Source organism: Ruegeria sp. AA6 (assembly GCF_056542865.1).
In genome coordinates this window covers 516,309-538,369 of the sequence record NZ_JBQGAN010000001.1, presented here as the reverse complement: position 1 = coordinate 538,369, position 22,061 = coordinate 516,309, and the positions used below count along the sequence as shown (strand labels likewise).

Below are 22,061 nucleotides of genomic sequence, written 5' to 3'. Positions count from 1 at the left end.
ATGACTCGTCGCTCTGCTTTGCTGGGTGTCGCATCTCTTGTCGCAACGCCCGCAATAGTGCGCGCTCAAAGCACGGACGCCTTCCCAACGGATGAAGATGCGATCAGTACTCAACTGCCGGTGCGCCGCAATGTGTCCTCGTTCTCGCAACAGAACTGGCAGGACCATTTCGACGAGCTGGGCGTGGGTTGCCTTTTGGCCGATATCACAAGCCGGGCCGTTCACTATTGGGGCCCGGACGGAACTTACAAACTGTACCCGAGTTCCGTTCCAATGAGCGAAGAACTGACAAAGCGTGGTTACACGAAAGTCGTTCGTAAAACAGAATTTCCAAGCTGGACGCCAACCGCATCCATGCGCGAACGTGACCCATCCTTGCCCATCCGCATGAAAGGCGGCGATCCGGGCAATCCGCTTGGCACGCGTGCTATGTACTTGGATTGGCCTGCATATCTGGTGCACGGCACCCACGATACGCGCAAGATTGGGCGGCAAAGCTCGTCTGGCTGCATTGGCCTTTATAACCAGCATGTTGAGGAGCTGTATCCTCTGGTCCAAATCGGAACTCAAGTCAGATTAGTCTGACAACAAAAGCCCCGGCCCAAAGGACCGGGGCTTTCTTTTGGGCGTAGTCTGTTATTCAGGCAAGATCACCGCATCGACGACATGGATTACGCCGTTGCTGGTCTCAATGTCAGCCTGAACCACCTCGGCGCCGTTTACCTTAACGCCGTTTCTTGCATTGACGCTGAGGCGATCACCTTGAACGGTCAGAACTTTTGCGCGCTTACCGGCAATATCACCAGACATGACCTTGGCCGGAACCACGTGATAGGTCAAAATCTCGACCAGTTGGTCCTTGTTTTCGGGCAACAGCAGTGTTTCCACCGTTCCTTCTGGCAGCGCGGCGAATGCCTCATCCGTCGGGGCAAAAACCGTGAACGGGCCATCGCCTTTCAACGTATCTACGAGACCTGCAGCCTGAACAGCAGCGACTAGGGTGTTAAAGGACCCGGCCGAAACGGCAGTGTCTACGATATCGGCAGCCTGGGCTTTTATAGGCAATGCAAGCGCGAGTGCTGCGGCAGCGCTCATGATTGTGCGACGGAACATGGCTGTTGTCTCCTCTCCAGCTTGTTTCGGAAAGGAGTACGGGCACTTTGCCGCAACGGATCACTCAGGCGTCAAGTTTCTTTGACCTGAACCCAGATACTCTGCGCGCGACCATCCTTTAGAAAGGGCAGCGCCTCAACCGCATCGGGGCGGTTCTGTTGCAGATAGTAACCCGGCCAAAGCATTGAATATGAACCGGATTGCAGCAATGCATGTAGAACGTACTGCTCTCCCCATCCCGGGCAGTCATAGAAGAACCGCTTGGGGTATTCGTAGGGCAGAAAAACATCGTGGACGTGGATCACGACGCCTGGTTTCAACGTCGGAATGATGCGGCAGAACAGATGCGCTACATCGTTGCTCATACGAACGACATGACTGGAATCAATAAACAGGACATCACCCGCTTCGAGTTGATCGAACAGCGCCGGGTCGACCTCCTCCAGCCGTTTTTGTTCGAACCGGTCCACAACATGCGCGATGTCGGCGCGCGGGTACGGATCAATCGCGGTGATCTGAGTATCCAAGCCACCGTCAATGATCGCCTGCCGAGTGACACGGGTTGAGTTGCCGCAGCCGACCTCGATCACTCGTTTGGGCGCAAATCGACGGATCATCAGGTACAGAGCGTCGGCGTCGGGGCTGTCATAGTAGCCGTTGCCGATGCGGTATCCCGTCTGATTCTGCGCTGGGTTTTTCAGAGCGTCCAACGCCTCGGCGTGTTGTTGGTATTCGGCAACCAGTTGGGTGATATCGAAACCCTCCATCCCCGGCGACAAGGTATAGGCGGGTCGGGTCAGCCCACCTGCCCGTTCAAACGCCTCTAGCCGGGCGCGTTCGTCCAGTTCTGGGGCCTTGTCGATCAGCTTTACCCCCAACTCATCAAGGGCTTCGTTGATCTTGGGGAATTTTCTGGGTTTCACGGGCGGCTCCACTTTCATCTTGCGTGTTCCTTACCGTTGCTTGCCGGACCTCTGCAAGCGAACCAGCGTCAAACGCTTGGCAAAACGGCAATTTCCGTATTCACTGGTCGGAATAGTTGTACGAGGGCCGCCATGCAGCAGGAATTTACGCTGGGCATCGAAGAAGAGTATTTGCTGGTCGATCGCGACAGCCTTGAACTCGCCGAAGCACCCGCCGCGTTGATGGAGGCCTGCCAATCCGATTTTGAAGGTCAGGTCAGCCCTGAGTTTTTGCAATGCCAGATTGAGGTCGGCACCCGCCCCCATACGACCGTCAAGTCCGCCCGAGAGGATCTAAAACGTTTACGATCCTGCGTAGCAGAACGCGCTGCCGAGTATAATCTTGCCCCGATTGCCGTTTCCTGCCACCCGTTCGCCGACTGGAAGAAACAACATCACACACGCAAAGATCGCTACGACGCGCTGCAACATGCACTCGGCGGTGTTGCGCGGCGCATGCTGATCTGTGGAATGCACGTCCATGTCGGGGTTGAAGACCCTGCCCTGCGCGCTGATCTGATGCCTCAGCTTTCTTATTTCCTGCCCCACTTGTTGGCGTTGTCGACCTCTTCGCCGTATTGGAACGGAGAAGACACCGGCCTGTCGTCCTATCGCCTGACAGTCTTTGACAACCTGCCACGTACGGGATTGCCTCCGGTTCTTGCCAGCTGGTCAGATTACGAACGCACGACCGGTATTCTGGTCGAGCTCGGCGTAATCGAAGACACGACGAAAATCTGGTGGGACCTGCGCCCTTCGCATCGTTTCCCAACACTGGAAACGCGCATCATGGATGTGCAACCGCGGCTAGAACATACGTTGTCTCTGGCAGCTTTGGTTCAGGCGCTGACGCGTATGTTGTGCCGTTTGAAAGATCGAAACCTACGTTGGCGGCATTACGACCAGTTCCTGATCGGCGAAAACCGCTGGCGAGCGCAACGATATGGCGTTGGCGAAGGGCTGATTGATTTCGGCGACCGATCTATCAAACCCATGCCCGAACTGATGGGTGAACTGATGGGCATGTTGGCCGAGGATGCCGAAACTTTAGGCACAATGACCGAACTGGCCCGTTTGCAGCAGATTGCGCAAAATGGCACCTCTGCTACCCGTCAGCGCCGCGTTTACGCGGAAGCCACGGCTCGCGGCGACGACCCGGGCAAGGCGGTGGTTCAGCACCTGATCGAAGAGTATCACCAAGATCTTTGAAGCCCTCTACCAATGATTGCTGCCCGTGCAAAATTTCTGTAAGAATCGCGAAATAAACAATCGTTCAATTCATTCGGCAGCGTGGGAGGCAAGCCTTGGATTTTGCACTGACAGAAGAGCAAACCGCAATCTTCGACATGGCCTATCAGTTTGGGCAGGATCACATCGCCCCAAACGCCCGCCAATGGGAGAATGACGGTACCATCCCCAAGGAACTTTGGCCGCTGATTGGTGAATTGGGGTTTGGCGGTTTGTATGTCTCGGAAGACAGTGGCGGTTCGGGTTTAAGCCGTCTGGACGCCACATTGGTATTCGAGGCGCTTTCAATGGCCTGCCCTTCGGTCGCAGCCTTTCTGTCGATCCACAACATGTGCGCCAAGATGTTGGACAGTTTAGCAAGCGACGACCTCAAATCCCGCATTATGCCCAATGTGCTGAGTTTGAACACAGTCCTCAGCTATTGCCTGACCGAGCCGGGATCAGGTTCGGATGCGGCGGCTTTGAAAACACGGGCCGATCGTACCAATGAAGGATACACGCTGAACGGCACCAAGGCCTTCATCTCTGGTGGAGGGTATTCTGACGCATATGTTTGCATGGTGCGCACCGGTCAGGATGGGCCAAAGGGAATCTCGACCGTTTATGTCGAAGACGGAACGCCGGGCCTCAGCTTTGGCGCGCTAGAGCAGAAGATGGGTTGGAAAAGCCAGCCGACAGCACAGGTGCAGTTCGATGACTGCAAAATCTCGGCAGGCAACCTTGTAGGAACAGAGGGCGACGGTTTCAAATACGCGATGATGGGTCTGGACGGCGGGCGATTGAACATTGCTTCCTGCTCGCTTGGGGCGGCTCAGGCTGGCCTGAACGCGACCCTGCAATACATGTCCGAACGCAAGGCTTTCGGCCAGTCAATCGACCAGTTTCAGGCGCTGCAGTTTCGGCTCGCGGATATGGAGATTGAAATACAAGCCGCCCGCATATTCTTGCACCAAGCCGCCTGGAAACTGGATCAGGGCGCGCCCGACGCCACCAAGTTTTGCGCCATGGCCAAGAAATTCGTGACCGAAACCGGATCGAAAATCGTCGATCAATGCCTGCAGTTGCACGGCGGTTATGGGTATCTTGCCGATTACGGCATCGAAAAGCTGGTCCGCGATTTGCGCGTACACCAGATTCTGGAAGGCACGAACGAAATCATGCGGGTCATCGTGGCCCGACAAATGCTCGCCGAACGCTGAGGAGCCAATGCCAGACATCGAAATACGCATCACAGGCCGCGCTGGGCGCATCACCCTGACCCGTCCCAGTGCGCTGAACGCAATGACCTACGACATGTGCATGGCTATCGACACCGCCCTGCGCAACTGGCGTGAAGATGACGCCGTTGATCTGGTGATTCTGGACGCCGAAGGCGACAAGGCCTTTTGCGCAGGCGGAGACATCGCCGACCTGTATGCCACGGGAATGAAAGGTGATTTCGAATACGGGCGCACCTTTTGGCGAGACGAATACCGTCTGAACGCGTTGATCTTTGAATACCCGAAACCGGTCGTCAGTTTTTTGCAAGGTTTCACCATGGGCGGCGGCGTCGGGATCGGCTGCCATGGCAGTCACCGCATCGTCTGTGAAAGCTCCCAAATCGCGCTGCCGGAATGCTCGATCGGATTGGTTCCAGATGTCGGCAGTACACTGATGTTGGCGATGGCTCCTGGACGACTGGGAGAATATTTAGGGGCGACTGGGCATCGTATTGGACCTGGGGACGCAATTTTCGCTGGGTTTGCCGACCACTTCGTTCCCATAGAACAATGGCCCGATCTGATTGAAATGCTCGAGGCCTCGGGCGACGCTGAACTGTTGAAAACCCATGCAATGACGCCACCTGAAAGCGAACTTGCGCAACGGCAGCCTGAAATTGACGCCCATTTCGCCGGAGAAAGCTTAGGCGATATCCTGAACGCACTAACTCAATCGGATCACGCGCTGGCAACCGACGCGCGCAAGCTGATGGATCGAAATTCACCACTGTCGATGGCGTGCACGGTTGAAATGCTGCACCGTCTGCGCGGCCCCAGCATTACACTGCGCAAAGCATTGGAACTGGAATACCGGTATACTTTCCGCGCAATGGAGCACGGGGATTTTCTTGAAGGCATTCGTGCCCAAATCATCGACAAAGACCGCGATCCGCGCTGGCAGTTTGCAGATCAAACAGTACCTACAGCAGCGGTGTCAAAGATGCTGCAGCCTCTGGGGAAAGACACGCTGACATTTGAGGAGACATAAGGGATGAAAATCGGGTTTATCGGCCTTGGAAACATGGGCAATCCGATGGCTGCCAACTTGGCCAAAGCCGGGCACGATGTGACAGGCTTTGACATGGCGGATGTCGACGTGGCGGGCGTTTCCTTGGCCGACACTGGTGCGGAAGCTGCCGCAAATGCCGAAATCGTCATCACGATGCTGCCGAACGGACAGATTCTGCGCTCGGTCGCGGATGAGATCATTCCCGCGATGAAAACCGGTGCTGTTTGGATTGATTGTTCCACCGTGGACGTCGATAGCGCACGCGCCGTGGCGGATCAGGCTAAAGAAGCCGGTATCCTCACCGTGGACGCGCCGGTTTCGGGCGGTATCGGCGGCGCTGCGGCGGGAACATTGACCTTCATGGCTGGCGGCAGTGATGCTGCTTTCGCCAAGGCTGCGCCCCTATTCGACATCATGGGACAAAAGGCCGTGCATTGCGGTGAGTCGGGTTCCGGTCAGGCCGCAAAGATTTGCAACAACATGATCCTTGGCGTGACCATGATCGCCACCTGCGAGGCGTTTGCGCTGGCTGACAAACTGGGTCTGGACAGGCAAAAGATGTTCGATGTGGTCAGCACCTCTTCGGGCTATAGCTGGACAATGAATGCCTATTGCCCTGCCCCTGGCGTTGGCCCGGCAAGCCCGGCAGATAACGACTACCAGCCCGGTTTCGCCGCCGAATTGATGCTGAAGGATCTTCGCCTTAGTCAGCAGGCCGCTGAAAGCTCGGATGCTGACACGCCAATGGGTCAGGCTGCAACGGCGATTTATGAACAATTCGTCGAATCCGAAGGCGGGTTGGGCAAAGATTTCTCGGCAATGTTGCCCCGATTCGAAAGACGCAGCCGAGGCTGAGTGCCTAAGCGATATCCCGCACAGCGGTTTGACAGCCGCTGCGCGATTCGCCATCTATGGGGTGTGTCAAGGTCGCTAGGGCCACACCGCGAAGGACTGTAGAATGACCAAATTTTTGGTGACGACGGCCACTTTTATTGCATTGGCTTTAACACCCGTTGCAACCATGGCCAAAAACAAAGGTGGGCACTGCCCGCCAGGTCTGGCTAAAAAGTCTGTGCCCTGTGTTCCACCCGGTCAGGCAAAGAAACTCTACCGAAACGGTGATTTCATCTATGATGACTACCGCTGGATCAATGACCCATATCGCTATGGTTTGAACCGGAAATATTCGTACATCCGGGCCGGTGACTACGTTTACCGTGTCGACCCCGACACCCGGAAAGTACTTAACCTGATTGGTGCGGTGGCTGACATCCTATACTAAGGGCCGGCCCCCTATTCCGCGGCGACCCGCGTACCATCTAACATCTGCTTCAGATAGCGACCAGTATGGCTGCGCTCGACCGAGGCCACATCCTCGGGCGTACCCGTCGCCACAATCTCACCCCCGCCATCGCCGCCTTCGGGGCCGATATCAATGATGTGATCTGCGGTTTTGACGACATCCAGATTATGCTCAATCACCACAACCGTATTGCCCTGATCAACCAGTTCATGCAGCACTTCCAACAGCTTACGAACATCTTCGAAATGCAAACCAGTAGTCGGCTCGTCCAGAATATACAGCGTCCGCCCGGTTGAGCGTTTGGACAACTCTTTAGACAGTTTGACCCGCTGGGCTTCACCACCCGAAAGGGTCGTCGCCTGTTGACCGACCTTGATATAGCCAAGACCGACGCGAGCCAATGCATCCATTTTATCCCGGATTGACGGCACCGCCTTAAAGAACTCCTGCGCGTCTTCCACTGTCATATCAAGGACATCGGCGATGGACTTGCCCTTGAACTTGATCTCAAGCGTTTCTCGATTGTAACGCGCGCCTTTACAGGTCTCGCAGGTCACGTAGACGTCCGGCAGGAAGTGCATCTCGATCTTGATGACACCGTCCCCCTGACAGGCTTCGCACCGACCGCCTTTAACGTTAAAGCTAAAGCGCCCCGGTTTGTAGCCACGCGCCTTGGCTTCTGGCAGGCCGGCAAACCAGTCGCGGATCGGGGTGAAGGCCCCGGTGTAAGTCGCTGGATTCGAACGTGGAGTTCGACCGATGGGCCGTTGGTCAATGTCGATGACCTTGTCCAGATGCTCCAGCCCTTTGATCGTTTCACACGGCGCGGGTGTCTGTCGCGCCCCGTTCAATCGCATCGAGGCCGTTTTGAACAACGTCTCAATCGTCAGCGTCGATTTACCGCCACCAGATACACCGGTCACGCAGACAAACTTGCCCAGCGGGAAATCAGCCGTGACACTTTTAAGGTTGTTTCCTGTCGCCTTAACGACTGAAACCTTCTTCTTGTTCCCCTTGCGTCGTTCGGTTGGCACCGAAATTTCCCGGGTTCCGGCGAGGTACTGACCCGTCATAGATGCCGCATCGGCTGCAATCTGGTCTGGCGTACCCTGGCTTACCACCTGCCCGCCGTGGACACCGGCTCCAGGCCCGATATCGAACACATAGTCAGCTTCACGGATGGCTTCTTCGTCATGTTCAACGACGATGACCGTGTTGCCCTGATCGCGCAGGTTCTTGAGCGTTCCCAACAAGCGGTCGTTGTCGCGTTGATGCAGACCGATAGAAGGCTCGTCTAGTACGTACAGCACGCCTGTCAGGCCCGAACCGATCTGGCTGGCCAAGCGAATGCGCTGGCTCTCGCCACCGGAAAGAGTGCCACTTGAACGTGATAAGGTAAGGTATTCCAAACCCACGTTATTCAGGAAACCCAGCCGCTCACGAATCTCTTTTAGAATCGCCCGCGCAATCTCGTTCTTCTGAACGCTTAGATGGTTCGGCGCGTCTTCGACCCAGGCCAGAGCCTCTTTGATCGACATCTGAACCACCTGCCCCACATGAAGACCTGCGATCTTGACCGCCAGAGCCTCGGGGCGCAGGCGATACCCTTCGCACGAGCCACAGGGTCGATTGTTCTGATAGCGTTCGAATTCCTCTCGAATCCACGCGCTGTCGGTTTCGCGATAGCGACGCTCCATATTCGGAATCACGCCCTCAAAGCTGCGGGTAACCTGATAGACCCGCCCACCTTCGTCATAGCGGAACTGAATTTCCTCATCGCCTGATCCGCGCAGGAACACCTGCTGCACCTTCGCCGGCAAAACTTTCCAGGGCGTGTTCTTGTCAAACTCATAATGCCGCGCAATGGCTTCAATCGTTTGCAAGAAATACGGCGACTTGCCTTTGCGCCAAGGCGCTAAAGCACCGTCATAAAGCTTCAGGGTCTGGTCCGGCACCACCAACCGTTCGTCAAAGAACAGCTCGACCCCCAGACCGTCACAATCCGGGCAGGCCCCGAACGGCGCGTTGAAGGAAAACAGTCGGGGTTCGATCTCGGGAATAGTGAAGCCACTGACCGGGCAGGCAAAATTCTCACTGAAGGTGATGCGTTCCGGGTCACCTTCACGCGGCGCTGTTTCCAGAATCGCGATCCCGTCTGCAAGATCCAGCGCGGTACGCAGACTGTCGGCCAGCCGCGTCTCCATCCCTTCGCGAACGACGAGGCGGTCTACAACAACGTCGATATCGTGACGGAACTTTTTGTCTAGCGTGGGCGGTTCGTCCAGTTCATAGAACTCGCCATCCACTTTCACACGCTGGAAACCCTGCTTGCGCAACTCTAGGAACTCTTTTTTGTACTCGCCCTTCCGATCCCGCACGATGGGTGCCAGAAGATAGCCCCGTGTCCCCTCTTCCATCGTCATGATCCGGTCGACCATGTCCTGCACCTGTTGTGCCTCAATCGGCAGGCCAGTGGCGGGGCTGATTGGCGTGCCGGCGCGGGCAAACAAAAGACGCAGATAGTCGTAAATCTCGGTAACCGTTCCGACAGTTGAACGTGGATTCTTCGACGTGGTTTTCTGTTCGATCGAAATCGCCGGAGACAGGCCACTGATGTGATCCACGTCCGGCTTTTCCATCATATCAAGGAACTGGCGGGCGTAGGCCGACAAGCTTTCAACATAGCGGCGCTGACCTTCGGCGTAGATCGTATCAAACGCCAAAGACGACTTGCCCGAGCCGGACAAGCCGGTGATCACCACCAACTGATCCCGCGGGATATCTACGTCGATGCTTTTGAGGTTATGCTCGCGCGCGCCGCGCACCTCGATATTCTTCAGCTCAGCCATTTTCGGCCCCCAACACACAAGTGTCCTAGAAATAGGCGAGCGGCACCGAGTCTCCAACAGAAAAGTTAGAACAAAGTGTGAACTACCGGATTATTGCCGACATCTCCTGACACAGAACCCTCAATCCGATGTGTCTCCCCTACAAGGGGGTGATATTTCATCGTATCTAAGAGAAATGGCGCGGTTGACGGGGCTCGAACCCGCGACCCCCGGCGTGACAGGCCGGTACTCTAACCAACTGAGCTACAACCGCGCATTAGGGTCTATGTCTGATCCATATGCCCGGATCAAAGGCTGGCAGCGATGGCGCGGTTGACGGGGCTCGAACCCGCGACCCCCGGCGTGACAGGCCGGTACTCTAACCAACTGAGCTACAACCGCCCGCTGCCCGTTCGTTGCTGAACGTTGGGGTGTATTATGGCTATGGTCGGGCAGCGTCAAGCGGCGTTTTGAAGTTTTTTGAAAATCCTGAAACTTTCCTGACCGCCTGTGCGAACAAGGCCGTGGCTACGTAACCCACGCTGCACCATCTTTGTTCTGAAGGCCAACTTGGAGACCAGCGGCGCGTCCAAGAAAACCAACTGAAAATGCGGGCCAATAGACTGGGTCACAACGTGCCTTCTTTCATCAATACGGGCAAAGTGCGCGGCATCTGGCTCTTGCAGCGCGTACCCAGTTGGTATAGCACGCAGCCTCATGGGTGATTAGCTCAGTGGTAGAGCGCTTCGTTCACATCGAAGATGTCAGGAGTTCAAATCTCTTATCACCCACCACCTTTCTTTTCGTAAGCACCTTCCAAATTTCTTCGCTGTGACGGGCACTTGCCAGGTTTCGCCCGAACTGCGTATCCTGCGTTGAATGGCCGCAAGATCATGCGGCGCTTTGGGGTGGGGTGAGCACGTGACCAGATTGAAGCGGGATATCGGTCTGGTCGGGCTGACCTTCATCTCGGTCGGCGGCATCATTGGCTCCGGCTGGTTATTCGGCCCGCTTCTTGCAGTGCAACATGCGGGGCCCGCCGCTGTCTTCTCATGGATCATTGGTGCGGCAGCTATGTTCATTCTGGCGATCACCTTTGCAGAAATTTCCGCCATGCTGCCGATTCCAGGCGGCATTGCGCGGGTGCCGCAGTTTTCCCACGGCAATATCGTCTCGATGGCAATGGGTTGGACGGCCTGGATTGGCTATAACACCACCGCCCCGATCGAGGTCGAGGCAATGCTGAAATATCTGGCTCCCTACGCCCCATGGCTGCACACTGCCGACACCGGAGACCTGACGGGCGCCGGCATCACGGTTGCCCTGTTCTTCATGCTGCTGTTCGTTGCGGTCAATGCATTGGGCGTCAAGTTCTTCACCCAGGTGAACGCAACGCTGACCTGGGCGAAGATCGCGATACCAATCGTGTTGGCCGGATTGCTAATTGCCAATCGGTTCGATACTCAAAATTTCACCCGACCTGATGGTTTCGCACCTTATGGACTGCAAGGCATCATGGCCGCAGTTTCGACCGGAGGCGTCATCTTTTCCTTCATCGGCTTCCGTCACGTAGTCGACATGGCCGGAGAAGTCCGAAACCCCAAGTTCGCCATCCCCGCCGCGTTGGTTCTGTCCATCGTGCTTTGTGCTTTGATCTATGTCGGCCTGCAAATCGCCTTTATCGGTGCGTTGGACAAAAAAATGCTTGCCAACGGCTGGGCCAGTTTGAGTTTCGGCGGTCAAGGCCCGTTGGATGGCGTCATCATTTCGGTCGGGTTTGTCTGGTTTCTAAGTGTTCTTAACATCGGATCGGTCATTGGGCCGTTCGGCAATGGCCTTGTCTCGACTGGATCAAACGCACGAATCGCAATGGCATTGGCAAAAAACGGGTTTTTGCCATCACGCTTGATGATTCTGTCGTCGTTCGGGGTTCCGCTTTGGGCTCTGGCCCTGAATTTCCTGATCGGCACGCTGTTCCTGCTGACGGTTCCGTTCACTACAGTCATTGCGCTTAACGGCGCCGCTATCGTGCTGTCGTTTGCCGTCGGCCCCATCGCCGTGGTGTGCCTGCGACATTTGATGCCGGATCATCCCAGATCCATCAGAATTCCCGCCGTGAAAGTGGTTGCCGTCTCGGCCTTCGCCATCGCAACGCTGGTCGTATACTGGAGCGGTTGGGACACGGTCTGGCGCCTCGGCATCGCGCTGGCCATCGGTTTCCTCCTTCTTCTCGTGCGATTCCGGAGGCGGCTGGACGAGATGGACGTAACCGAAGCGATATGGCTGGTCCCTTACCTCATCGGCATCGGGCTGATTTCCTATCTCGGACAGTTCGGAGAAGGTGCGTTAAATCAAATCCCGTTCGGGTGGGACATCGTGCTATGCGTGCTGTTTTCAACAGTGATTTTTGGCCTTGCAGTGCGTTCGGCCCTGCCCCAGCAGAAGTTCGAGAAATACATAGCCGAAGAGGAGATTTTGGACCCAAAGAAACCCGTCATCGGGTTGTAAAAAGGCGGGGTTACCCCCGCCTTTGGTCTTAGTGCGCTGTCGCGGATGGCCCTGCACTTTCGGTCGCTTTTGCCGCCGCTGCTGCAGCCTCTTCCGCCGCCTCATCCCATTCAATCGGTTCAGGCTCGCTGACCAGTGCGTGTTTCAGTACTTCCGAGACATGCGTGACCGGAATGATCTCCAGCCCTTCCTTCACATTGTCCGGAATCTCGGCCAGATCCTTTTCGTTCTCTTCCGGGATCAGAACGGTCTTGATGCCACCACGCAGGGCCGCCAGCAGTTTCTCTTTCAAACCACCAATCGGCATCGCGTTGCCGCGCAGCGAAACCTCACCAGTCATCGCGATATCCTTGCGTACCGGAATACCGGTCAGCACCGACACGATCGATGTCACCATCGCCAAACCGGCACTCGGACCGTCCTTGGGTGTTGCGCCATCCGGCACGTGGACGTGGATATCCAGTGTATCGAACTTTGGTGGCTTCACCCCGATCTGAGGCGAAATAGACCGAACATATGACGAAGCCGCATCAATGGATTCCTTCATCACATCGCCCAACTTACCCGTGGTTTTCATCCGACCTTTTCCGGGCAGTTTCAGCGCCTCGATATGCAGCAGATCACCTCCGACCGAGGTCCAAGCCAACCCGGTAACTACACCGACCTGATCGTCCTGTTCGGCGAGACCATAGCGGAACTTTGGAACGCCCAGGAATTCATCCAGATTGTCAGGCGTCACCGTGACGGATTCAGCCTCTTTCTTGATGATCTTGGTCAGCGATTTTCGCGCAACTTTGGCGATCTCACGCTCAAGGTTCCGCACACCCGCCTCGCGAGTGTATGTGCGGATCATTTTCTGCAGGGCCTCATCAGTCAGTTCAAACTCCTTGGCCTTCAGGCCATGGTTTTTGACCTGCTTGCTGATCAGGTGCTGCTTGGCGATCTCACTTTTTTCCTCTTCGGTGTAACCGGCCAGGGGAATGATCTCCATCCGGTCCAGCAAAGGCCCAGGCATGTTGTAGCTGTTCGACGTGGTCAGGAACATCACGTTCGAAAGGTCGTATTCGACCTCAAGGTAATGATCCATGAACGTGCTGTTCTGTTCCGGGTCCAACACTTCCAGCATCGCAGAAGCCGGATCACCACGGAAATCCTGACCCATCTTGTCGATCTCGTCGAGCAGGATAAGCGGGTTTGTGGTCTTGGCCTTTTTCAGAGCCTGAATAATCTTACCGGGCATCGAGCCGATATACGTCCGGCGGTGGCCGCGAATCTCGGATTCGTCGCGCACACCTCCCAACGAGATGCGAATGAACTCGCGCCCCGTGGCTTTGGCAACCGATTTACCCAGCGAGGTTTTACCCACACCCGGAGGGCCAACAAGGCACAGGATCGGGCCTTTCAGCTTTTTCGAACGCTGCTGGACTGCCAGATACTCTACGATCCGTTCTTTGACCTTCTCCAGCCCGTAGTGATCCGCGTCCAGAATGTCTTGCGCCCGACCCAAGTCCTTTTTAACGCGGGATTTGGTGCCCCACGGCAGCGACAGGATCCAGTCCAGATAATTGCGCACAACGGTGGCTTCGGCGGACATGGGCGACATGTTCTTGAGCTTTTTCAGCTCGCCTTCGGCCTTTTCGCGCGCCTCTTTCGACAGCTTTGTCTCGTTGATCTTGGCTTCCAGCTCGGCGACTTCGTTGCTGCCGTCCTCGCCATCGCCAAGTTCTTTCTGAATGGCCTTCATCTGCTCATTCAGATAGTATTCGCGCTGCGTCTTCTCCATCTGAGATTTGACGCGGGTCTTGATCTTTTTCTCGACCTGCAGAACCGACATCTCGCCCTGCATCAGGCCATAGACTTTCTCAAGCCGCTCGCTGACGCTGAGGGTTTCCAGCAGTTCCTGCTTTTGCTCGACTTCGATGCCCAAGTGACCCGACACAAGGTCAGCCAACTTTGCGGGTTCGGCGGTCTCACCCACAGCGGTCAGCGCTTCTTCGGGGATGTTCTTGCGCACTTTGGCGTAACGCTCGAACTCATCCGCGACAGTGCGCAGCAACGCTTCGGTCGTGGTCACATCACCCGGAATTTCGGTCAGATACTCGGCGCGGGCCTCGAAAAATTCTTCGTTTTCAAGGAATTCTGTGATCTGTACGCGTGCCTGACCTTCGACCAGCACCTTGACGGTGCCATCGGGTAGCTTCAGCAGTTGCAAAACATTGGCCAGAACGCCCGAACGATAAATACCATCTTCGGCCGGGTCATCATCACCCGGATCAATCTGGCTGGACAGAAGGATCTGCTTGTCGTCCTGCATCACCTCTTCCAGCGCGCGGACCGATTTCTCCCGACCCACGAACAGCGGCACGATCATATGCGGAAATACCACGATATCGCGCAGCGGAAGGACGGGGTATGAGGAATTAAGGGGCTCTTGCATGCTCAATCCTTATCATTGGCAAGACGGCTCCGGTCCCTGAATAAGGCAACGCTCGGCCGTCTCCTGTCTTGGACGATAAAGGTGGGGCCTCATCGCCCTTTTTCAACCTTACCGCCGTATATCGAGACTCAGAATGACCCGAGGTTTATCGGACTGCAAGGTATCGCGCCTACATATCCACCATTTTTGCAGATTGGCGCTATCGCAAGGTGATCAAAGCGGCTCGATATCGCCCTGCGCCCGTTGCGCGTGGAACTGGACCTGCCATGCCTCAAACGTCCCGGAGGCAATTGCATCGCGCATGCCCTGCATAATCTCTTGGAAATAGTGCAGGTTGTGCCAGGTCAGCAGCATGCCCGAAATCATTTCGTTGGAACGGAAAACGTGATGCAGATAGGCGCGCGAATAATTTGAACACGCTGGGCACGAGCAGTTCTCGTCCAGCGGGCGTGGATCGTCGGCGTGGCGGGCGTTTTTGATATTCACGACACCATGCCGGGTGAAGACCTGCCCAGTCCGACCCGAACGAGACGGCAGAACGCAGTCCATCATGTCAATGCCACGCGCAACAGCGCCGACGATGTCATCGGGTTTGCCAACCCCCATCAAATAGCGCGGTTTGTCTGTCGGCAGGAAATCAGGCGCGTAATCGAGGCAACCAAACATTGCCTCTTGCCCCTCACCCACGGCCAGCCCGCCGACCGCGTATCCTTCAAATCCGATCTCTTTCAGAGCGAATGCGCTTTCTTCGCGCAAGTCCTGTTCCAGCCCGCCTTGCATGATGCCGAACAGAGCATGGCCCGGACGATCCCCAAACGCTTCACGCGAGCGATCCGCCCACCGCATTGAAAGGCGCATCGACTCGGCGATGCGATCACGGTCTGCAGGCAACGCTGGGCATTCATCAAAGCACATGACGATGTCTGACCCAAGCAGGCGCTGAATCTCCATCGACCGTTCGGGCGTCAGTTCGTGCTTGGAGCCATCCACGTGGGATTTGAACGTCACGCCCTTTTCGGTCAGCTTGCGTAACCCGGCCAGAGACATGACCTGAAACCCGCCCGAGTCCGTCAGAATGGGGCGTTCCCAATTCATAAATTTATGCAATCCACCCAACCGATCAATGCGTTCAGCCGTAGGGCGCAGCATCAGATGATAGGTGTTGCCCAGCAGTATGTCCGCGCCGGTCGCGCGCACGCTTTCGGGCATCATTGCCTTGACCGTTGCCGCCGTACCCACGGGCATGAATGCCGGGGTCCGCACTCCGCCGCGCGGTGTGTGGATCACACCAGTGCGGGCCTTGCCATCAGTGGCTTTCAGGTCAAAGGAAAAACGCTCGGTCATGGGGGTGCCTCAGGGTCGCTGAACCGGGTGGGATGTGCCCGATCTGCCGGACCAATGCAACCCGTCAGGGTAGCGTTGCGACGCGCTCGGTAAACAAGTGCACTACCCCTGCCCCGTCCAAATCTCGGCAAACACGGACTGGAGGTCGCGAACGTTCGGGTCGCGTCGCACCGATTTCGTGTCCATCAGTTGCAACCTTCAAACCGGTTTCAACTGTTTCAAACATGTTCTCATGTGTGCAGGCAATCACCGCTGTTGAATCGTGCAGGCCACAGCCCTCAAGCCCGCCGACCTCTTTATAAAACTTCAGGTAGAACCGAGAGATATCCCGCAGAAATCCACCGATCTCTGACGACCGGGTCGCTAAATCTTCAAAATCTGCTGTCTCGTAAAGGGTTTTTAGCGTCACATCCAAACCAACAAGAACGGTCTCAGGCGGTGTCGCGAAAACCACGTCAGCGGCTTTGGCGTCGTGATAAATGTTGGCCTCAGCATGTGGCGTGACATTACCCGGGCAGTAGACCGCGCCCCCCATTATTACCAGACGTTGGATATTGGTCGCAAATGCGGGGTCCAGTTGCATTGCCAGGGCAATGTTTGTCAAAGGACCAACCGCGCAGACGACCAGCTCTCCTTTATGCTGGCGCGCCATGTCGACCAGAAACTCAGCAGCCGACATCGGGTGATTTACCCCGACCTCGGGAATATCGGTGATATCGCCAAACCCCTCGGGGCCGTGCACATGCTCGGACGGCGCGTGCATATCTTGCCCAATTGGAAACGCAGCACCTTCGGCCACTGGCAAATCCACGCCTAGTTTATGGAGCAAATACCGGGCATTTCGACTGGACTGGTGCACATGCGTGTTGCCGAATACAGCGGTCAAGCCAATGAGTTCAATCTCAGGCGCGGCGACCGCATAGGCAATCGCCATCGCATCGTCGATGCCCGGATCAGTGTCGATGATAAGTTTCATCCCGCCCCGATATCGCAAACATAGCGGGATGCAAAGCGGTCACATTCCGTATTTTCCGCCCCTAATCCCATGTTTCTATGATTTGCTTCCACGTCCAACCCCTTCATACCAGAGTTGAAATTAGCAAATTCAACTCCCACATGTATACAATAGTACACAATAAACGAGGACAGATATGAACGAAGACCAGATTATTGGATTGCTGACGTCGAATATAATCTACGTATTGGCGGCGATTTTGATCATCACAGTCACCTTCAAGGGCATCAAAATCGTGCCCCAATCCGAAAAATACGTGGTCGAACGGTTCGGACGCCTGCACTCGGTGCTTGGCCCCGGCATTAACTTTATCGTTCCATTTCTGGATGTTGCGCGTCACAAGATATCCATTCTCGAGCGTCAATTACCGAATGCAACTCAGGACGCGATCACCAAGGACAACGTATTGGTGCAGATCGACACGTCAGTGTTTTACCGTATTCTGGAACCTGAAAAGACCGTGTACCGGATCCGCGATGTAGACGGCGCCATTGCTACAACTGTGGCCGGTATCGTGCGTGCCGAAATCGGTAAAATGGATCTGGATGAGGTACAATCAAACCGGGCACAGCTGATCACCCGCATTCAGGAAAGCGTCGAAACTGCCGTGGATGACTGGGGTATTGAAGTAACCCGTGCTGAGATTCTGGACGTGAACCTCGACCAAGCCACCCGTGACGCGATGCTGCAACAGCTGAACGCCGAACGCGCTCGCCGCGCGCAAGTGACCGAGGCCGAGGGGCAGAAACGTGCAGTCGAACTGAACGCCGATGCGGAACTGTACGCGGCCGAGCAAACCGCCAAGGCCCGCCGAATTCAGGCCGAAGCCGAAGCCTACGCAACCGGTGTGGTCGCAAAGGCCATTCAGGATAACGGTATCGAAGCGGCGCAGTATCAGGTTGCCCTCAAACAGGTCGAGGCGCTGAATGCACTGGGTAACGGCAATGGATCGCAAACCATCGTGGTGCCTGCCAACGCACTCGAAGCTTTTGGTAACGCCTTTAACATGCTGAAAGGAGGCAAGTAATGGCCGATCCCTTCTGGCTAACCTGGTGGTTATGGCTTGCCGGAGCCCTCGCCCTGGGAATCCTCGAAATCGTCTTGCCCGGATTTATATTTTTGGGCTTTGCAATCGGGGCCGCCGTCACGGGGCTGTTGTTGATCATCCCGGCGCTCACGCCATCGCTACCGATCCTGTTGCTGATCTTCGCAGTGCTGTCTTTGGTTGCATGGCTATTGCTGCGGCGTGTCTTTGCCCTGCCTCATGGTCAGGTCAAAAAATTTCGGCACGACATTAACGACTGAATGATAACGGCGCCCCTGTCGGGGCGTCACTGCGCCTCTGGACGCTGCCGTCGGTGTTCCCTATATAAATGCTCAGGTAACAAACCCGAGGCACGAATGACTCATCCGAGTGAACAGTTTGAAGGCTCGCCGCTGATTGCGCCTTCGAGCATTGAGCACCCCCTTTATGACGCCGTAGTGGAGGCTTGCCGCACGGTGTTTGATCCCGAAATTCCTGTGAATATCTACGATCTGGGTCTGGTCTACACGATCGACATCACAACCGAAAACGCGGTCAAAGTCATCATGACGCTGACTGCTCCGGGATGCCCCGTCGCAGGTGAAATGCCCGGTTGGATTGTTGAGGCGATTGAGCCGGTTGCCGGTGTTAAGGAAGTAGACGTAGAACTGACCTGGGAGCCACCCTGGGGCATGGAAATGATGTCCGACGAAGCGCGCCTTGAACTGGGCTTTATGTAAGGACGCAAACTAAGCCTCTGTCGCAAAAGATTTATTTTTCTGTCACACAGACTTAGAAAAACCGTTACCAAGACCGAGAATAGTCCCGGCGTGCTCGCGCTTGCATCCTGATAGGCTCAGCACGGGCTGGATATTTTTTGTGTCCCCCAAAAATCCAGCCTGACGACCCGAATAATAGACCGCTCTTGCCCGAGAGCGGTCTTTTCATGCGACCTAAACGCTTATTGTACACCACAGGTTGACTTAATTTCTGCCGCGCGCTCATCCAAGGCTTTTACGTAATCGCCTGACAACATGGACAGGTTCTTGTTTTCTGTACCCGTCACCAGCCCCAAGAGCGCTCCGGCTGGCGTCAAAGCTACGACGCTTTCCACCTGCTGATCCTGAGCATGCTTCTTTTCCGCCGCGATTGCCCGCAGATCCCCCTCGGCAGTGGCGCAATTTATTGGATGCCTTTTTAGCGTAGCATCGGCAGACGCTGGACTTACCAGCGCCCAAGTCGCTGAAGAAACCGCAACCAAATATATGTTTATGCTTGTGAAAATCCGCTTCTTCATTCTACCTCACCCTATTTTTTTTGGCTGAATTTGCGTGTGCTCAGCTAAGGTCAGCTTGTGCTAAAAGGCAAGAATATTCACCTAAAGTGTGAAATGTTAGGTAAGTATGGCTGCTATGTCTTGAGCCGTCGCCCACTCGGCACTAAATTAGAGCTTACGCGCGAAAACGGAGATCACAATGTTCGGCATTCCCGGCAAACAAGCCGTGACCATGACGCCCAAGGCAATAGAACAGATTGCCCGCCTGATGGAATCCGGCGGCCACGCTGGCCTGCGGATTGGCATCAAAAAGGGTGGCTGCGCTGGCATGGAGTATACCATGGACTATGTCGAGCAGGCAGATCCGAACGACGAAGTTGTCGAACAGAACGGTGCTCGCATCATGATCGCCCCCATGGCCCAAATGTTCCTTTTCGGAACCGAGATCGATTATGAGGTATCGTTGCTGGAATCCGGCTTCAAGTTCCGCAACCCGAATGTTGTTGATGCCTGTGGCTGCGGTGAATCAATTAAGTTCGACGAAGGGCTTTCCCCTCAAAACTAAGACGCCTGCAAGTGTAGGTATGTTTCGTTGAAACGGCGCGTCAGGTGTTCGCCCGCGCTGATAGTGCGGCCTGAATTCGGCGGTGCCACGTTGGTGTCGTAGGACGGGTTAAAGAAAAGCGGCACCGACAGACGTTCTTGCGAACCTCCAACCACGCGGTGCTGTGTGGCTTTGACCTTTCCGGCGGTCCAGAACTCTAGCATCTCACCGAAGTTGATGATGAACTTTCCCGGTTCGGCTGCGACATGCTCCCAACTGCCATCCGGCATCCGCACCTCGAGCCCCGCGGTCCCATCAGTCGCCAGCAAGGTCAGGCAGCCATAGTCAGTGTGGGCGCCGATCCCGAAATCCCGATCTCCCGCCCATTCAGGGCGCTGCGGATAGTAGTTGCCACGCAAAAGCGCCATCGGTGTATCGAATGCGTCATCGAAGCTGTCTGCCCTTTGCCCCAGTGCAACCGCAATGGCCCGCAGCACCCGCAAGGCCACCGCGCAGGCGTCCTCGTAATATGCTTGAACGGTTTCCTGAAACGCCAATGGGGCCAGAGGCCAAAGGTTCGGGGCATAGACACTCAAACCAGCCTCGGCATAAGGGCTGTCCGCAGGCAGTTCATATCCGCAATCGAACACCTCTTTGAAATCAGGATTTGCGCTCAGGTCGACCTGCTCGGACAGCGGCCCGCCCCAACCGCGGTTTGATCCGGTCCGCGCCATATCAACCTGTTTTTTCTGCGCCTCGGGCAAACGAAAGAACTCACGATAGGCCGCGATCACTTCGCGTACGCGGTCGCCGCTTAGGCCCGTGTTCGAAATGGTCAGAAACCCCACGTCACCAACCGCATGCGAAAGCTTGGCCAGCTCAGCAGGATTACGTTGGTCCAATTTCTCAAGATCAAGGTCTTCGATCATGCCTTCGTTCCTGTTTTCCGGCTGCGTCCAAGTTTTTGAACCCGCTTGCCAACCGCAATTTTTAGTTTCAACTGGCGGTGTTATCCGGTTATTTAAATGGGAACAATCAGGGAGTTTGGAATATGCGGCGCAAGCTGGCGGCGGGCAATTGGAAGATGAACGGAACCACGGCAGCGTTAAGCGAGCTAGAAGCTTTGGCCCGCGCGTATCCTACTCCATCAATTGATGTTCTGATTTGTCCACCGGCGACCTTGCTGCACCGTGCGGCAGAAGTTGTGGGCGACACCGGCATCACTGTGGGCGGTCAAAACTGCCACGCCGCAACCTCGGGCGCGCATACTGGCGACATCAGCGCGGAAATGCTGATCGATGCCGGAGCGAACGCAGTGATTCTGGGCCATTCCGAACGCCGCGAAGATCACCGTGAACAAAACGAAGATGTGCGCGCCAAAGCGCGTTCGGCAATGGATGCCGGGCTAAAGACTATCATCTGCGTCGGTGAAAGCCTCGAGCAGCGCGAGGCTGCGAATACGCTGGATATCATCGGGGGGCAGTTGTCAGGTTCTATCCCGGACCAATCAACCGGTGAGAACCTGATCGTAGCCTACGAACCCATTTGGGCCATTGGCACCGGGAAAGTGCCCACCCTGAATGAAATCGGAGAGGTTCATGATTTCATACGAAACCGGCTTGAACGGCGGTTCGGTGAAGGCGTCGGCCGATCTGTGCGCCTGCTTTATGGGGGCTCGGTCAAACCATCCAATGCCGAAGAGATTTTTGGTGTCTCAAACGTCGATGGTGCGTTGGTCGGCGGCGCCAGCCTGAAGGCGCAGGATTTCTCGGGGATCATCGACGCCTTGCAAAGGGCCTGAGAAAAAACTCAGGCCAGTTTCATTGTCACCAGACCGGTCACGATTAGTACCGCTGCGATGATGCGCGCGGCGTTTACGGTTTCTCCCAACAGCATGATGCCAACCAAAAACGCGCCAACTGCACCGATGCCGGTCCAGATGACATAGGCCGTGCCCAACGGCAAAGTACGCATTGCCATAGCCAACAAGCCAAACGACCCTATCATCGACACCCCCATGATGGCAGTCGGCCATAGACGTGTGAAACCAGCGGATTGCTTCATGGCAACCGCCCATACGATTTCAAGCAAACCAGCAAATAGAAGATAAATCCAAGCCATAAGGACACCTCATTGATGTTCGGGTCGTCCCGAATAATCACCCGATATGGGGAGGTCGTCCTCAGACATC

21 protein-coding genes and 3 tRNA genes are annotated in these 22,061 nt (G+C 55.8%); 13 read left to right on the top strand and 11 right to left on the bottom strand.

The annotated features are described in order from the left end of the window. A complete protein-coding gene (locus tag ACR0LN_RS02490; protein ID WP_480427688.1) occupies positions 1-585 on the top strand; it encodes a L,D-transpeptidase in 585 nt (194 codons plus the stop codon). A 51-nt stretch (positions 586-636) separates the two neighbouring features. Here ACR0LN_RS02490 and ACR0LN_RS02485 read toward each other — a convergent pair whose 3' ends face one another. Both ACR0LN_RS02485 and ACR0LN_RS02480 read right to left on the bottom strand, forming a co-directional pair. After that, the gene (locus ACR0LN_RS02485; protein ID WP_480427558.1) at positions 637-1,113 is read right to left on the bottom strand and encodes a fasciclin domain-containing protein; all 477 of its coding nucleotides are present in this window, start codon (positions 1,111-1,113) and stop codon (positions 637-639) included. Between the two features lie 71 nt (positions 1,114-1,184). Beyond that, positions 1,185-2,036, bottom strand: a complete 852-nt coding sequence (locus ACR0LN_RS02480) for a class I SAM-dependent methyltransferase (protein ID WP_480427557.1) — start codon at positions 2,034-2,036, stop codon at positions 1,185-1,187. A gap of 132 nt (positions 2,037-2,168) precedes the next feature. On the opposite strand from ACR0LN_RS02480, the gene ACR0LN_RS02475 reads away from it, so the two are divergent. The 5 genes from ACR0LN_RS02475 (at position 2,169) to ACR0LN_RS02455 (ending at position 6,873) form a co-directional block, all read left to right on the top strand. Then, the gene (locus ACR0LN_RS02475; RefSeq protein WP_480427556.1) at positions 2,169-3,284 is read left to right on the top strand and encodes a carboxylate-amine ligase; all 1,116 of its coding nucleotides are present in this window, start codon (positions 2,169-2,171) and stop codon (positions 3,282-3,284) included. 95 nt (positions 3,285-3,379) lie between these two features. Beyond that, positions 3,380-4,522, top strand: a complete 1,143-nt coding sequence (locus tag ACR0LN_RS02470; protein WP_480427555.1) for an acyl-CoA dehydrogenase family protein — start codon at positions 3,380-3,382, stop codon at positions 4,520-4,522. Between the two features lie 7 nt (positions 4,523-4,529). Beyond that, positions 4,530-5,570, top strand: a complete 1,041-nt coding sequence (locus ACR0LN_RS02465; RefSeq protein ID WP_480427554.1) for an enoyl-CoA hydratase/isomerase family protein — start codon at positions 4,530-4,532, stop codon at positions 5,568-5,570. Positions 5,571-5,573: 3 nt separating this feature from the next. Further along, positions 5,574-6,446, top strand: coding sequence for a 3-hydroxyisobutyrate dehydrogenase (gene mmsB, locus ACR0LN_RS02460; RefSeq protein ID WP_480427553.1), 873 nt, complete (start codon positions 5,574-5,576; stop codon positions 6,444-6,446). A 103-nt stretch (positions 6,447-6,549) separates the two neighbouring features. Next, entirely contained in the window at positions 6,550-6,873 is a 324-nt protein-coding gene (locus ACR0LN_RS02455) for a hypothetical protein (RefSeq protein ID WP_480427552.1), read from the top strand. 11 nt (positions 6,874-6,884) lie between these two features. Here ACR0LN_RS02455 and uvrA read toward each other — a convergent pair whose 3' ends face one another. The 3 genes from uvrA to ACR0LN_RS02440 all read right to left on the bottom strand — a co-directional run bounded on the left by uvrA (position 6,885) and on the right by ACR0LN_RS02440 (position 10,124). Continuing rightward, entirely contained in the window at positions 6,885-9,743 is a 2,859-nt protein-coding gene (uvrA, locus tag ACR0LN_RS02450; protein ID WP_480427550.1) for an excinuclease ABC subunit UvrA, read from the bottom strand. Positions 9,744-9,919: 176 nt separating this feature from the next. Beyond that, positions 9,920-9,996: transfer RNA gene (locus ACR0LN_RS02445), tRNA-Asp, on the bottom strand. Positions 9,997-10,047: 51 nt separating this feature from the next. Continuing rightward, a tRNA-Asp gene (locus tag ACR0LN_RS02440) sits at positions 10,048-10,124 on the bottom strand. A 317-nt stretch (positions 10,125-10,441) separates the two neighbouring features. On the opposite strand from ACR0LN_RS02440, the gene ACR0LN_RS02435 reads away from it, so the two are divergent. Beyond that, positions 10,442-10,516 (top strand) — tRNA-Val (locus tag ACR0LN_RS02435). Between the two features lie 127 nt (positions 10,517-10,643). Next, on the top strand, positions 10,644-12,230 hold the full coding sequence (locus ACR0LN_RS02430) for an APC family permease (RefSeq protein WP_480427549.1): 1,587 nt from the start codon (positions 10,644-10,646) through the stop codon (positions 12,228-12,230). 28 nt (positions 12,231-12,258) lie between these two features. Here the strand turns inward: ACR0LN_RS02430 and lon are convergent, their stop codons facing one another. The 3 genes from lon to ACR0LN_RS02415 all read right to left on the bottom strand — a co-directional run bounded on the left by lon (position 12,259) and on the right by ACR0LN_RS02415 (position 16,987). Continuing rightward, positions 12,259-14,667, bottom strand: a complete 2,409-nt coding sequence (gene lon, locus ACR0LN_RS02425; protein WP_480427547.1) for an endopeptidase La — start codon at positions 14,665-14,667, stop codon at positions 12,259-12,261. 213 nt (positions 14,668-14,880) lie between these two features. Then, the gene (tgt, locus tag ACR0LN_RS02420; protein ID WP_480427546.1) at positions 14,881-16,011 is read right to left on the bottom strand and encodes a tRNA guanosine(34) transglycosylase Tgt; all 1,131 of its coding nucleotides are present in this window, start codon (positions 16,009-16,011) and stop codon (positions 14,881-14,883) included. A gap of 64 nt (positions 16,012-16,075) precedes the next feature. Further along, positions 16,076-16,987, bottom strand: coding sequence for a nucleoside hydrolase (locus tag ACR0LN_RS02415; RefSeq protein ID WP_480427545.1), 912 nt, complete (start codon positions 16,985-16,987; stop codon positions 16,076-16,078). A gap of 175 nt (positions 16,988-17,162) precedes the next feature. On the opposite strand from ACR0LN_RS02415, the gene ACR0LN_RS02410 reads away from it, so the two are divergent. From ACR0LN_RS02410 to ACR0LN_RS02400, 3 genes are all read left to right on the top strand, one after another. Further along, positions 17,163-18,053: an SPFH domain-containing protein gene (locus ACR0LN_RS02410; protein ID WP_480427544.1), complete on the top strand. Its 891-nt coding sequence runs from the start codon at positions 17,163-17,165 to the stop codon at positions 18,051-18,053. Beyond that, positions 18,053-18,331, top strand: a complete 279-nt coding sequence (locus ACR0LN_RS02405; RefSeq protein WP_480427543.1) for an NfeD family protein — start codon at positions 18,053-18,055, stop codon at positions 18,329-18,331. The genes ACR0LN_RS02410 and ACR0LN_RS02405 overlap by 1 nt, the downstream gene beginning before the upstream one ends. Positions 18,332-18,427: 96 nt before the next feature. Beyond that, positions 18,428-18,790 carry an SUF system Fe-S cluster assembly protein gene (locus tag ACR0LN_RS02400; protein ID WP_480427542.1) on the top strand — a complete coding sequence of 121 codons (363 nt, stop codon included), beginning with the start codon at positions 18,428-18,430 and terminating at the stop codon, positions 18,788-18,790. Between the two features lie 221 nt (positions 18,791-19,011). Here the strand turns inward: ACR0LN_RS02400 and ACR0LN_RS02395 are convergent, their stop codons facing one another. Beyond that, positions 19,012-19,347 carry a hypothetical protein gene (locus tag ACR0LN_RS02395; RefSeq protein ID WP_480427541.1) on the bottom strand — a complete coding sequence of 112 codons (336 nt, stop codon included), beginning with the start codon at positions 19,345-19,347 and terminating at the stop codon, positions 19,012-19,014. Positions 19,348-19,525: 178 nt separating this feature from the next. Here ACR0LN_RS02395 and ACR0LN_RS02390 point away from each other — a divergent pair, with 178 nt between their 5' ends. After that, the gene (locus ACR0LN_RS02390; RefSeq protein WP_480427540.1) at positions 19,526-19,891 is read left to right on the top strand and encodes a HesB/IscA family protein; all 366 of its coding nucleotides are present in this window, start codon (positions 19,526-19,528) and stop codon (positions 19,889-19,891) included. Here ACR0LN_RS02390 and ACR0LN_RS02385 read toward each other — a convergent pair. Then, positions 19,888-20,799 carry an isopenicillin N synthase family dioxygenase gene (locus ACR0LN_RS02385; RefSeq protein WP_480427539.1) on the bottom strand — a complete coding sequence of 304 codons (912 nt, stop codon included), beginning with the start codon at positions 20,797-20,799 and terminating at the stop codon, positions 19,888-19,890. The genes ACR0LN_RS02390 and ACR0LN_RS02385 overlap by 4 nt on opposite strands. A gap of 122 nt (positions 20,800-20,921) precedes the next feature. Between ACR0LN_RS02385 and tpiA the strand changes: the two genes are divergently transcribed. Next, a complete protein-coding gene (gene tpiA, locus ACR0LN_RS02380) occupies positions 20,922-21,671 on the top strand; it encodes a triose-phosphate isomerase (protein WP_480427538.1) in 750 nt (249 codons plus the stop codon). A gap of 8 nt (positions 21,672-21,679) precedes the next feature. Here tpiA and ACR0LN_RS02375 read toward each other — a convergent pair whose 3' ends face one another. Next, positions 21,680-21,991: a DMT family transporter gene (locus ACR0LN_RS02375; protein ID WP_480427537.1), complete on the bottom strand. Its 312-nt coding sequence runs from the start codon at positions 21,989-21,991 to the stop codon at positions 21,680-21,682. Positions 21,992-22,061 lie beyond the last annotated feature (70 nt).